Annotated in this window: 11 protein-coding genes; 9 read left to right on the top strand and 2 right to left on the bottom strand. The window is 51.9% G+C overall.

The genetic code is table 11. The features are described from left to right. The first annotated feature begins 99 nt into the window (after nucleotides 1–99). The 8 genes from HRQ63_RS21615 (at nucleotide 100) to HRQ63_RS26310 (ending at nucleotide 7,578) form a co-directional block, all read left to right on the top strand. Nucleotides 100–357 (top strand): IreB family regulatory phosphoprotein, encoded by a 258-nt coding sequence (locus HRQ63_RS21615; RefSeq protein WP_037290272.1) that lies wholly within the window; start codon nucleotides 100–102, stop codon nucleotides 355–357. A gap of 12 nt (nucleotides 358–369) precedes the next feature. Further along, nucleotides 370–786, top strand: a complete 417-nt coding sequence (gene ruvX / locus HRQ63_RS21610) for a Holliday junction resolvase RuvX (protein ID WP_172247224.1) — start codon at nucleotides 370–372, stop codon at nucleotides 784–786. A 13-nt stretch (nucleotides 787–799) separates the two neighbouring features. After that, nucleotides 800–1,099: a DUF1292 domain-containing protein gene (locus HRQ63_RS21605; protein ID WP_037290266.1), complete on the top strand. Its 300-nt coding sequence runs from the start codon at nucleotides 800–802 to the stop codon at nucleotides 1,097–1,099. 5 nt (nucleotides 1,100–1,104) lie between these two features. Further along, entirely contained in the window at nucleotides 1,105–1,413 is a 309-nt protein-coding gene (locus HRQ63_RS21600; protein WP_172247223.1) for a DUF1292 domain-containing protein, read from the top strand. A gap of 134 nt (nucleotides 1,414–1,547) precedes the next feature. Continuing rightward, nucleotides 1,548–2,624 carry an endolytic transglycosylase MltG gene (mltG, locus tag HRQ63_RS21595; protein ID WP_229714083.1) on the top strand — a complete coding sequence of 359 codons (1,077 nt, stop codon included), beginning with the start codon at nucleotides 1,548–1,550 and terminating at the stop codon, nucleotides 2,622–2,624. A gap of 45 nt (nucleotides 2,625–2,669) precedes the next feature. Beyond that, complete coding sequence (locus tag HRQ63_RS21590) at nucleotides 2,670–3,602, top strand: peptidase U32 family protein (RefSeq protein WP_172247221.1); 933 nt, start codon at nucleotides 2,670–2,672, stop codon at nucleotides 3,600–3,602. Between the two features lie 27 nt (nucleotides 3,603–3,629). Next, nucleotides 3,630–4,946 (top strand): peptidase U32 family protein, encoded by a 1,317-nt coding sequence (locus tag HRQ63_RS21585; protein WP_172247291.1) that lies wholly within the window; start codon nucleotides 3,630–3,632, stop codon nucleotides 4,944–4,946. 604 nt (nucleotides 4,947–5,550) lie between these two features. Next, nucleotides 5,551–7,578, top strand: coding sequence for a methyl-accepting chemotaxis protein (locus HRQ63_RS26310; protein WP_172247220.1), 2,028 nt, complete (start codon nucleotides 5,551–5,553; stop codon nucleotides 7,576–7,578). A 276-nt stretch (nucleotides 7,579–7,854) separates the two neighbouring features. On the opposite strand, the gene HRQ63_RS21575 is transcribed toward HRQ63_RS26310, so the two are convergent. Continuing rightward, nucleotides 7,855–9,399: a catalase gene (locus HRQ63_RS21575; protein WP_172247290.1), complete on the bottom strand. Its 1,545-nt coding sequence runs from the start codon at nucleotides 9,397–9,399 to the stop codon at nucleotides 7,855–7,857. Nucleotides 9,400–9,648: 249 nt separating this feature from the next. Further along, entirely contained in the window at nucleotides 9,649–10,848 is a 1,200-nt protein-coding gene (ytvI, locus tag HRQ63_RS21570) for a sporulation integral membrane protein YtvI (RefSeq protein WP_172247219.1), read from the bottom strand. Nucleotides 10,849–11,003: 155 nt separating this feature from the next. Between ytvI and HRQ63_RS21565 the strand changes: the two genes are divergently transcribed. Next, the gene (locus tag HRQ63_RS21565; RefSeq protein ID WP_172247218.1) at nucleotides 11,004–12,440 is read left to right on the top strand and encodes a polysaccharide deacetylase family protein; all 1,437 of its coding nucleotides are present in this window, start codon (nucleotides 11,004–11,006) and stop codon (nucleotides 12,438–12,440) included. Nucleotides 12,441–12,566: the final 126 nt, after the last annotated feature.

Genomic DNA, 12,566 nt, shown 5'->3' with positions numbered 1-12,566 from the left:
ATCCGGGAAAAGTGTGATATGATAAATAAGATTCAACAATTAAGGCGTCAAGGCGCGCCGCGTGCACGCGGACGCTTTGCGAAGCGAGGTGTAATCCTTATGGATTCCATGGACAAAACTGTAAAGTTCAACGTACAAGGCGATGAAGAAACTTCCGCGGAGGAGATCTTGCTTACCGTGTACGACGCGCTTGTGGAGAAAGAGTACAATCCAATCAATCAGATTGTAGGCTACTTATTGTCCGGCGATCCGGCTTACATCCCGAGACATAACAACGCGCGAAGCCTGATCCGCAAGAAGGAGCGCGACGAGCTGATCGAAGAGCTTGTCCGTTCTTATTTGTCCAAGCTTCGATAGGAGATAGGTATCATGAAATTGCTGGGTCTCGATTACGGGGATCGCCGAATCGGCGTCGCGGTGAGCGACGCCTTCGGCTGGACTGCGCAAGGCATCGAAGTCATCCAGCGCCGCGAAGACGATTCGCATTTGCAGCGGATCGTCGAGCTTGCGAAGCTGAATGAAGCCGAAGAGGTCGTTGTCGGTCTTCCGAAAAACATGAACGGCACGATCGGTCCGCGCGGCGAACTGTGCATCGAGTTCGCCGAGTCGCTGCGGGAATTGCTGGGTCTGCCTGTTCACCTCTGGGATGAACGTCTGACAACAGTATCCGCCGAGCGAACGCTGCTCGAAGCTGATGTCAGTCGCAAGAAGCGCAAACAGGTCGTCGACAAGATTGCGGCGGGTCTGATCTTGCAAAATTATCTCGATTCCAAATCAAAACGGTGAAAGGGTGACGGGCATGGCAAACGATTCTAATCTCGTAGGCGAAGAGCCGGAAATTATTTATATCCCTGATGAAGAAGGTCAGGAAGAAGGTTTTGAAGTCATCATGAAATTCGAAGTGGACGGCTCTGACAGCAAGTACATGATGGTTGTTCCGCTGGATTCGGATGATGAAGAAGCAGACGAAGTCTATGCATTCCGCTATGAGGAAGACGACGATGATTTGAAGCTCTATGTAATTGAAGACGAAGCCGAATGGCAGATCGTCGAAGAGACTTTCAATACACTTGTTGCCGAATTGGACGGGGAGGAATAAAAGCTATGACTGAATTTTCCGCAAGTCAAGTCGTATACACGAACAAGTTGGAAAAAGTATACGGATTGGATGTCGAGCTGATCGACGAGAATGCCGAATCGGTGACGTACCGAATCTTGAAAGAGTTCGAAGTGGGCGGCGGCGCTTACGCGGTTTTGCAAAACGAGAACGCCGGAGCCGATGACGATGTGCAGATTCTCAAGATCGAAACTTCTCCGCAAGGAGAAGTTCAATTGACGACGATCGACGACGATGACGAGTGGGAAAATGTAGCCGAGCTGTTCGACGAACTCACTTTCCCGGAAGAAATCTAAGGGAATCGGTAAAGCAAGCGGACCCGGCAAGCCTGGTCCGCTTTGCCGTGCGCAAAAAAACGTAAAAGGGCGGAGCAGTCCGCCCTTTTTACTCGATTTTCCACACCGGAAGCCTGAAAAGGATGTGCGCCGTAGTGACGAAAACGAAAAAGAGATCCAAAGCACCGCTGGCTTTTTTCCTGATTGTATTGCTGCTCATCGCGTCGATCGGGGCCTTTGTCTACGCTTCGATGCGTCCCGTTCCGGCTTCGGATCAAGCGGTTGCTTTTGAGATCGCGGAAGGAACCGGTACTGCCGGAATCGCCGACCGCTTGCAGGAAGAAGGGCTGATTCGAAGCGCTCTTCTGTACAAAATTTATTTAAGAATCGAGAATGAAGGAAGTTCCTTCAAAGCCGGGATGCATGAATTGTTTCCAGGTTCCGATTATGCAGCCATCACGGCGGCTTTGAACCAAAAAGCGGGCGCGGCTTCGGCATCCGGCGATCAGCAGGGTTCGGTCAAAGTGACGATTCCGGAAGGCTTTACGATCAAGCAAATTGCAGATCGGCTCAGCGAAACCGGAGGCTGGGATGCGAAAGCGATTCGCCAGCTGACTCGCGAACCGGAGAAATTTGCAGATGACCTGCCTGCGGGCGTTCCGGATAAAGAAGGACTTCAGTATGCGCTGGAAGGCTATTTGTTCCCGGATACGTACGAATTTAGTACGGATGCAACCGAAGAAGACGTCGTTCGTCGATTGGTGCAGGAAACCGGCAAGAAGCTGCAATCGATTCCGGACTTCGACAATTCGCTAAAAGAACGCGGTCTGACTGTACACGAGCTGTTAACCGTGGCTTCGCTGGTTGAACGCGAAGCGGTCGTAGACTCGGAACGTCCGCTGATCGCGGGAGTCATCTACAATCGGTTGAACGACCCGATGAAGCTTCAGATCGATGCCACTGTCCAGTACGCATTGGGTGAGCAGAAGGAGCGGTTGCTGTACTCCGATTTGGAGATCGATAGCCCGTATAATACGTATAAAAACGAAGGACTTCCTCCGGGGCCGATCGCTTCGCCGAGTTTGAAGTCGATTGAAGCGGCACTTCAGCCTGAAGCGTCGGATTATTTCTTTTACGTGACGAAAAAAGACGGCTCGGGTGAGCACTTATTCGCCGAAACGTTTGCCGAACATGAACAAAATATCGAAGAAAGCAAGGCCGGCGGCAACTGATTGAACGGCTTGCCTCGATAAGGAATAAAGAAGGGGGTGGCCGTTTTGGGATACAGACCCGAATTGTTGGCAACTTGCGGCACACTGGATGAATTGAAAGCACTGGCGGAAGCCGGTTGCGATGCTTTTTTGTTGGGGGAAGAGAAATTCGGAATGCGTCTGCCCGGTGAATTTGCGCCGGAGATGATCGCAGAGGCGGTTGCTTTTGCACATCCGAAAGGCATTAAAATTTATGTTTGCGTCAACAACTTGATGGATAATGATACGCTGCCTGCTCTACCGGGCTACTTGGAGAAAATGGGCGAGATCGGCGTCGACGGCATCGAATTCGGCGATCCTTCCGTATTGATGCAAGCGCGCAAATTGCTGCCGGATATGCCGCTGCACTGGAACGCGGAAATGACTTCGACAAATCACGGTACGTCGAACTATTGGGGACGCCGCGGCGCAACGCGAGTGGTATTGGCACGCGAGCTGAACATGGACGAAGTGACGGGCATGATGCCGCATCTGGAAGTGGAAGCTCAGGTGCAGGTGCATGGCATGACGAACATTTATCACTCCAAGCGCAGTCTGGTGCATAGCTATATGGCGAATCAAGGACGACCTGTGGAAGATGATAATGTCGGACTGAATCGCGGGTTGTACCTGATCGAAGCCGAGCGCCGCGATGAATTATTCCCGATTTACGAGGATTCCAACGGTACGCATATTATGAGTTCCGGCGATATCTGTATTCTGGAGGACCTGCATCTGTTGATGGAGGCTGGCGTGCAGAGCTTCAAGATCGAAGGAATTCTGAAAAATACAGCTTATAACGCGGCAGCCGCGCGTGCGTATCGCAAAGCCATCGACGCTTTCGCGTCCGACCCGGAAAGCTACGCGTTCGATGAAGCTTGGTTGGACGAGATTCGTGATTTGCAGGATCCGCGTCGCGAGCTTTCGTTCGGATTTTTCTATAAAGAACAGGTTTATTGAGAAAGGGAAGGGGATTGCAACGTGGAAATGACACAAACGCCGGTTCAATCGAAGCCGCAGCATAAAGGGAAACGTTATCGTCTGGACAAACCCGAGCTGCTGGCGCCGGCCGGCAATCTGGAAAAGCTGAAATTTGCCGTGCACTATGGGGCAGACGCCGTTTATATCGGGGGACAAGCCTACGGCTTGCGATCAAACGCGGATAACTTCAGCTTTGAAGAAATGAAGGAAGGCGTGGAGTTCGCGAACAAATACGGAGCCAAAGTATTTGTTGCGACCAATATCTACACTCATGAAGAGGATCTGGACGGGATTGCCGAGTATCTTCGCAATCTTCAGGATGCGGGGATTGCGGCGATCATCACGGCCGATCCGATCATCGTGGAGACGGCCAAAACGGCGGCTCCGCTGATCGAAGTTCACTTGAGTACCCAACAGTCGACGCTGAACTGGCAGGCCGTGCAGTTTTGGAAAGAAGAAGGACTGCCGCGCGTCGTTCTGGGTCGCGAGACCAGTCTGGAAGAGATCGCCGAGATCAAAAAGAACGTCGATATCGAGATCGAATCGTTCGTCCACGGCGCGATGTGCTCGTCGTATTCGGGCCGCTGCGTGCTGTCGAACCATTTTACGGACCGCGATTCGAACCGGGGCGGCTGCTGCCAATCCTGCCGTTGGAAATACGATCTCTTCGAAAATTCTTCGCCGGCAGGAGAATGGGTATCCGAAGAACAGCAGATGGAAACGGAAAGTAATCCGTTGTTCCTGGCGGAAGACAACGCGTTTACGATGGGTTCGAAAGACTTATGCATGCTAGGTTCGATTCCTGATTTGATCGAGGTCGGCATCGACAGCTTCAAAGTGGAAGGACGCATGAAGTCGATCCACTATGTGGCAACGGTGGTTAACGTGTATCGTCAAGCAATCGATGCGTATATGGCCGACCCGGACCATTACGTGCTGAAGCCCGAATGGATGGAAGAGCTGAATAAAGCCGCCAACCGTCCGCTGAACACCGGCTTCTTCTACGATACGCCGGATCATGAAGATCATATCTACGAGCCGGAAGAAAAAGCGGTACCTTACGACTTCGCGGGATTGGTGCTCGATTACGACGCGGAAACGGAAATCGCGACGATTCAACAGCGTAACCATTTCAAGCCCGGCACGGAAATCGAATTTTTCGGTCCGAACGGTACGTTCTTCAAGCAAACCGTCGGAACGATCTGGGACGAAGAAGGCAATGAACTGGACGCCGCTCGTCACCCGATGCAGCGAGTGAAGTTGAAAGTAGACCGGCCGCTGCGTTATTTCGACATGATGCGCAAAAAGAATGTAAAAAAATAGAATATAGTTGAATGACTTCGGTCATGGTTCTTTAGGACTCCTTTCAAAACCCTTCAAATCTTTAGCGGATCTGAAGGGTTTTGATTTTAAGCTAAATTTTTTTGGAAAAGTGCGTATTTCCCTTTGCTTTTTGCTTGCTTATGCCGATAATAGAGATATCCAGCATTTTGTAATCCCGGACTTTTTTACGATGAAAATAGGTACATAGACAAGTGCGAGAGCGCTTTCTCAATTTCCGGTGTTACAACGCTGATTCTAATGACTGGCGGGTGGGGACATGGGCATGATGAAGAAACAGGGCGAGCAGAATGGGGAAAACCCAGTATTCGAGCCGGATGGCGGCAAGATCGAAGGAAAAGGGAAGCCTTCGCTGAAGCTGCTGAAAAAAGACAAAGGGCCGAAAAAAGTGCGCGAAAAAAAGAAAACGTTACCGAAAACGCTCCCGTTGAATTTAGAAGATAGTTCGGATGGCACTGTACAAAATGATAACGCTTTAAAAAAGAAAAGGTTTAGTGCTTTTAGGTCTTTGGGCAAGAATAAAGGTTTTAATCCTACAAAATCGAAACGTTTCACTCGAAATTTCGGAACCGCGATGCTCGATTTCGTGAAAAACTGGCGCGCACTCGACCCGAGTAAGTCGGTTGGCATTCGATTATTCTTTATTTTTCTTGCGAGCATGGTTGTGTTCGTATCGTCGCTCGGCATCATGTCCTACGTCAAAGCACGCGATACGATCAAAGAGAACGCAGCCTCCGCGAATGAACAAACGGTTATTCAAACGTCGCAGAAACTCGATATCATCCTGCAGCGTTATATGGACTCTTCGACGCAAATCTTCTTCAATCCGGAGATTCAGGACGCGATCAATAATTTGCAACGGTCGGCAACCGACTTTGACCGCTTCCAGGCTATTCGTGAAATCAATGAATCGCTGAGCAATCAAGTTAACGTTACAACCGGTCTTCAAGCCATCTATTTCCTGCCTACGGACGAGACTTCAACCGAGTTCTTCACGGCGGGCAATCAATTGCCGACTCCGGAAGAAATCCGGGGGACAACCTGGTATGCGGATCTGACAGGCGGAAAAAACAACGTGTTGTGGCTTCCGACGGACGCGACCCGGGGCAGCTATACGTTAGCAAGATTGATGTCGACGACGAACGGCAGCGGAGCCAAGTTTATCATCGGTTTGCAGCTTGACGTCAAAACGCTGGAAGATCAGTTGGCGTCCGTAAACTTTGGCGAAGGCAGCCATATCGAATTGTTGGCCGCTGACGGCACGAATGTCGCTTCGGACGTCAAAGGCTCGGGAGGGCAACCAACCACTTACGTATTTGAGCAAGACGAGTTGGGCGCAAACGGAAAATTCGAAGCCAAGCAGTTCGGAACTACCGTATTGGCTGCTTATAATACGATGGAAAGCTCCGGTTGGAAATTGATCGGCACCGTTCCTGTCGAAGTTCTGATGGAAGGTGCAGCGGGCATCCTGACTCTGATCGTGGTCTTCGTATTGGTGGCGATTATTGTCGCTGTCGTAATCGGGATCTGGATGGTACGGATGATCGGCCGTCCACTGGGACACTTGAAAGGTCTGATGCAAGAAGGCGCGACAGGTAATCTGAGCGTGCGCACGGATTATCGTTCCAAAGATGAAATCGGCGAGTTGTCCAGTGCGTTTAACCGCATGATGGATCGTATTACCGACCTGATTCGCCAAACGACAGATACGGCACAGCAGGTTCTCGACACGGCAGGCGAGTTGGAGCAAGCTTCCAAGCAAACGGCAAGCTCCGCACGCGAAATTGCGATTGCAACGGAAGAAATCGCAAACGGCGCATCCAGTCTGGCTCAAGAAGCAGAGAAGAGCACCGAATTGACGGAACGCATCGGCGAACGGATGGAAAATGTCGTTTCGGCTAACCGCGAAATGGACGTTTCCGCACGCGAAGTGCAAACGGCGAGCCGTCAAGGCACGGAGCATCTCGATAAATTGCTGAGCCAGACGGGCGGCACGGAAAATATGGTTCGTTCGTTGGTGACAAGAGTCGACGCGCTGAAAGAAAGTACGGCTTCGGTCATGAAAGTACTCGACGTGATGCAGAATATTACGAAGCAAACCAATATCCTTTCGCTTAACGCCACAATCGAAGCAGCGCGTGCAGGAGCAGCCGGGCAGGGTTTCATGGTCGTTGCCGGAGAAATTCGCCAGTTGGCAAGCCGTTCGCGCGAATCGATCGATATGGTTGGCGAAATCACGGATAACATCCAGTCCGAGATGGACGAAACGGTACGTACGCTTTCGGCCGTGTATCCGATGTTCCAAGAACAAGTCCAATCCGTGAAGCAGACGACAGGAATTTTCGATTCCGTTCAAGAGCAGATGGAACTGTTCTCCGGTAAGCTTGACGGCGTAACGACTTCGATCGGCGAGTTGGGAAGCGCGCAGAAGACGATGGCCGAAGCGATGACAAGCGTCAGCGCAGTCGCCGAAGAATCTTCGGCGACGTCGCAGGAAGTGGCGTCGCTGAGCAGCGAGCAGCAGAATGTCGGCGTGAGACTCGTTGAGTTGTCCGCGAAGTTGAGCAATGCGTCGAACGAGCTGAAGGATTCGATTTCGAAGTTTACCGTTTAAAATTTCTGCGGAGCTTGGAGCTTGGAGCTACGGGCAAGGACTGTTACGATCGCGTGTTGCCATCGGGAAAAAGGATTGGAAGTTTTAATGGTGTTTTCCCAATGGCAAAGGCGAACGCTATCGCTTCTTCACAGTCCTTACCCTCCGCTCCCGAAACTTTAAGCGGTGAGAGTGGGGTAGGGAAGAACAAGAAAAGAGCTTCGGACTTCGGTCCGGAGCTCTTTTTGATAGGAAGAACAGGCTGGCGAGATTCAAATTTGATTCTTTTTCAAACTTTTAGTAAGGTCCGGATTCTTTGCCTTTTTCTTGGGCTTCTTCGACGGCTTGGTGCGGATTCGATTGGCCGCTTGTTGCGTCTTTCGGGTCGGCCGAGGCCAAGCCTTCGGATACCCGACGGCCGTAGTCGGCGTCGGCTTGGGTAAAGTAGTCGATCATGCGCTCTTGAATATCGGATTTGCATTGGGACAATGCGCCGACGAGGTTGTCGATCAACTCGTCTCGTTCCCAGTCCTCGAAGGAACGGTACGTGTCCCCGGCTTGGCCGAAGTTGTTCGGGCGGTCGATCGGAGCCCGGACCAGTTTGGCATGGTATTCGGGTTCATGGTCTTTGCCCGGCTTCGGCGCTTCTTTCAAGCCGCCCATCGACGAAGGTTCATAATTCACGTGAGGGTTTTGGCCCGGTGCGCGGTCGACCTTGTATTGCATTTGACCGCCGCTTTGGTTGGTGGCGACATGGGTTTTCGGCGCGTTGATCGGAAGCTGCAAATAGTTGGCTCCTACGCGATGACGCTGGGTATCCGAGTAGGAGAAGGTGCGTCCTTGCAGCATTTTGTCATCGGAAAAGTCCAGGCCGTCCACAAGGACGCCGGTACCGAACGCGGCCTGCTCGACTTCGGTGAAATAATCTTCCGGATTGCGGTTCAACGTCATTTTTCCGACAGGCAGGAACGGGAACTGCTCCGGCGGCCATAATTTCGTATCGTCGAGCGGATCGAAATCGAGTTCCGGGTGCTCGCCGTCTTCCATGATCTGCACGCACAGCTCCCATTCCGGGAAATCGCCTTTTTCGATGGCTTCGTACAGGTCCAGGGTGGCGTGGTTGAAGTTGGTCGACTGCACCTCGTTGGCTTCTTTTTGCGTCAGGTTCCGAATGCCTTGGCCGAGCGGTTCCCAGTGATACTTCACCAGTACGCCTTCGCCTTCGGTATTGACCCATTTATACGTATTGACGCCGGAGCCCTGCATCTGCCGATAGTTGGCGGGAATGCCCCAAGGCGAAAATAAGAACGTTACCATATGCGTGGCTTCCGGGCTCAGCGATACGAAGTCGAAAAAGCGCTCCATGCTTTGCACGTTGGTGATCGGATCCGGCTTGAACGCGTGAACCATGTCCGGAAACTTCAGCGGATCGCGGATAAAGAATACTTTGAGGTTGTTGCCGACCAGGTCCCAGTTTCCGTCTTCGGTATAAAACTTGGTCGCGAACCCGCGCGGATCGCGCAGCGTTTCGGGCGAATGGCCGCCGTGAATAACGCTGGAAAAACGCACGAATACCGGCGTTTCTTTGCCTTTTTCCTGGAACAGTTTGGCACGGGTGTATTTGGATACGGGCTCGTCGCCGGCTGTTCCGTAAGCGGTAAACACGCCGTGTGCCCCTGCTCCGCGGGCATGAACGACCCGTTCGGGAATACGCTCGCGATCGAAATGGGTAATCTTTTCAAGAAACTGATAGTTTTCCAACGTGGTCGGTCCGCGGCTGCCCACGGTGCGTACATTTTGATTGTCACGAACGGGATGGCCTTGCCGGGTGGTCAAAGTCATGTCGTCGCCTTGCGGTTGCTCGCTGCCGTTTTGCGGTTTCTTTTCGTCGCTCACATGAAGTCCCCTTTCCCTCATTTCGGATGGTGGAGTGCACTTACATAAAATGGGCATACGTCAATCCTATACCCGGACTACATATCGTTAAAACGTTAACCAAACGTCCTTCATCGAACTTTCATCCAAACTTTAATAATTACGGAAAAAAGTCAAAAAGACGCTCCTTTTCAAGGAACGTCTGCGTAGAAAAGTTTAATTCGGCACGTCGGGATCGGAGGGCGGAGAACTACTGCTTGCTGCGGCAGGCGGCGGGTCCGACGGCGGAGGAGGCGTCGGCTGCGCACCGGAAGGACTGAGCGGATGCACGGTGAACTCTTCCTGCGGCATCCGAATCCAGCGTTGCAGATAGCCTTCCTGAAGCAGCTCTTTGATCAAGATCAACAGAATCGGGGCCAGGATCAACCCGGCCATGCCGAATAGCGAAGTCGAGATCAGGACGAAGGAGAGCATCAGATAAGCGGAAGAGATTCCGATCGAGTTGCCCGCGATTTTAGGTTCGAGCAGTTGGCGCGTGAGCATGACGACCGCAAGCAGCACGATTAATCCGATCGCAAGGCCCGTATTGCCTACGATGAAGAGATAAATTACCCACGGAATGAAAATGGCCGGCACGCCGAGCAGCGGCAAAATATCGAACAGCGCGGAAACGATCGCAATCGCGAACGCATTATCCACCCGCAGAATCAACAGACCCGCATAAACGATCGCAAACGTGATGAATACCAAAATCGCCTGCGCTTTGAGATACGAGCCGATCGAACGGAATACATGATCTTTCAGAAACTGATAAGCGTGCTTGAACGTATTCGGCGTTTTGTCATTGGCCACCTTTTTCCACCAAACGATCTCGGAACTGAGGAAGAAGGCCAGAATGATCGAGATCGTAAAGCTGACAATAAAGCTGGAAAAGGAGGTCAGGAAGGCGAGCACATGCGTGAATGCCAACTTCAACCAGCCCGCCAATTGATCCGTGAACAAGGCGAAGTATTCATTGGCTTTCTCTACGGTTCCGGCCGGAAGAGCATTCAGCTCGCTATGTAAAAATTCAGTCAGATTCGAGAATTGGACTTGAATGATTGCCGTGTACTCCGGCAAGTTATCGGCGAGGCGCGCAATCTGCGAAACGAAAATCAAGCCCGCACCGAATAATGCTCCCAGAATGACCGAGACGAACAGGAGCACCGAGATGGCAGAGGCCAACGGTTTGGGTAATTTTCTGCGATGCAAAAAGCGGGCAAAAGGTTCAATGATCAAGAAGACGACAATGGATAAAAAGACGGGTGCCGCAATGCCGTACAGCCAACTGAATGCCAACATGACCAGATAAATAGTCAGTACGATCAAGGCAATATCAAAAGCCGTGCGCCAGTATTTCCGGTACAACGATATCATGAACAGGCTCCTTCATTAAGAATGTCGGACCGCGAAAGTCCGCACTTTTGGATTGATTCCATTAATTCCTATGATAAAATAAAGTGATGACGACGAGCAATAGAATGACCAAAAACTGTTGCTTGAACTTCAAAATAGAGAAACGGAGAGCGGAAATGGAAACGACCTTGCTGATATGGCTATTTTACTTATCATCTTTTTACGCATTCATTCCGGGGTTGATCAGCCGGATTTTCGGATTCCGGGCTTTCCGCAAGGGGACGAGTGAAACGGAGTTCGCCCTGACCTTCGATGACGGGCCGGACCCGCGGTACACGGCGCAGTTGCTCGACATATTGAAGCGTTACGAAGCAAAAGCGACGTTCTTTGTCGTTGGCTCGCACGCCGTTCAGCATCCCGAGCTGCTGAAACGCATGCAAGCGGAAGGTCACGGCATCGGCATTCATAACTACGTGCATCGCGCGAACTGGTTAATGTGGCCCGGCTCGGTACGCAAACAGGTGAATCGCACCAACGAAGTGATCGAACGCGTAACCGGACAGCGTTCCGTATATTACCGTCCGCCTTGGGGCATCGTCAACCTGTTCGACCTGGTCGGCCGGCACGAGTTGAAGCTGATCCTCTGGTCCGGCATTTTCGGCGATTGGCGCAAGCGGCTCGGTGAAGATCGCTTGCTCAAACGCATGCGCCGAAAAATGCGCGGCGGCGAGGTACTTGTGCTGCACGACTGCGGAGCTACGCTCGGTGCCAACGACGAAGCGCCGGAAAACATGATTCGCGCGTTGGAACGCTTTTTGGAAGAAGCGTATGCCAAAGGATTGCGCAGCGTAACCGTAGAGCAGCTGATGGCTTCCACGCAAAAAGCGCATAAAGCGGAACTTAAAGCCAAAGGAAGAACGTTGTCGCCGATGAAGCGTCTTCTGGTCGGCGGATGGCTGTTATACGAAAAAGCCTTCAAATGGGCTTTCCGGCTTCAGGAAGCGGAGGGAGCACCATTCTTCCACTTTCGTCAAACTAAATATTCAGGTCAGACATTGGAGCTTGCGGACGGCGAGCGTTTGGAAAAAGGAGATCATATTTTAGAACTGCATTTCGACAACAAAATGCTATTCGATTTCAGCAGCCGCTCCCGTTCCGCCATGCAGACGGCGATTCTGATGGTACGCGAGACGGAACGCAGCCTGCCCAAAATCGCCGAACACGTTCGCCGCGATCCGAAGCTCCGTGAAGCCAAAGGCTTATACGGCGTCAGCATGATCAACCGCGGCCCGGAACAATTCGGATTCCAGGTGCTCGATCTCCCGGAAGGTTTATTTGCCAAAATGACGCGCGTCTACCTCAAAGTCCTGCTCGGCGTCCTGCATCCTTCCGGCGCGTCGCGTCTGGGCGAACAATCCCAGCTTCTCGTGCCCAAAATCATGCTGATGCCGATGGACGTGCTGCTCACCCGCGATTTCAAAAACCATAAACGCGCGGACCGCAAACGCAAACCCGCGGATGAACCCGTCCGCACCGAACTCGAAGATGCCGGCGAAAAAGCAGCCTCGGACAACATCCCCGCCGAAAAACAACCGGCCGGCGTCGTTACCTGAAAAGACTCAATTACTCGTTCTCGTATAGGATTGCTTTTGATCCGATCCGGTAGGAAAGCATCATAATTCGTGCTAGCAAGTTCTTTTCTTCTTTCCCTATACCTCCTCAACACAAAGCCCGGAGCC

The organism is Saccharibacillus endophyticus (genome assembly GCF_013185185.1).
In the GTDB taxonomy this organism is placed as follows: domain Bacteria; phylum Bacillota; class Bacilli; order Paenibacillales; family Paenibacillaceae; genus Saccharibacillus; species Saccharibacillus endophyticus.
Note: the sequence above shows the minus strand (reverse complement) of the source record. Positions and strands in the feature narration are given on the sequence as shown.

What these genes read in the sequence shown, in the direction of transcription:
- HRQ63_RS21605 (WP_037290266.1), top strand. Translation starts at nt 800, where the DNA reads ATGGCAAACGATTCTAATCTCGTAGGCGAAGAGCCGGAAATTATTTAT.
- HRQ63_RS21565 (WP_172247218.1), top strand. Translation starts at nt 11,004, where the DNA reads ATGGAAACGACCTTGCTGATATGGCTATTTTACTTATCATCTTTTTAC.
- HRQ63_RS21585 (WP_172247291.1), top strand. Translation starts at nt 3,630, where the DNA reads ATGACACAAACGCCGGTTCAATCGAAGCCGCAGCATAAAGGGAAACGT.
- HRQ63_RS21615 (WP_037290272.1), top strand. Translation starts at nt 100, where the DNA reads ATGGATTCCATGGACAAAACTGTAAAGTTCAACGTACAAGGCGATGAA.
- ytvI (WP_172247219.1), bottom strand. Translation starts at nt 10,848, where the DNA reads ATGATATCGTTGTACCGGAAATACTGGCGCACGGCTTTTGATATTGCC.
- HRQ63_RS21600 (WP_172247223.1), top strand. Translation starts at nt 1,105, where the DNA reads ATGACTGAATTTTCCGCAAGTCAAGTCGTATACACGAACAAGTTGGAA.
- ruvX (WP_172247224.1), top strand. Translation starts at nt 370, where the DNA reads ATGAAATTGCTGGGTCTCGATTACGGGGATCGCCGAATCGGCGTCGCG.
- HRQ63_RS21575 (WP_172247290.1), bottom strand. Translation starts at nt 9,399, where the DNA reads ATGACTTTGACCACCCGGCAAGGCCATCCCGTTCGTGACAATCAAAAT.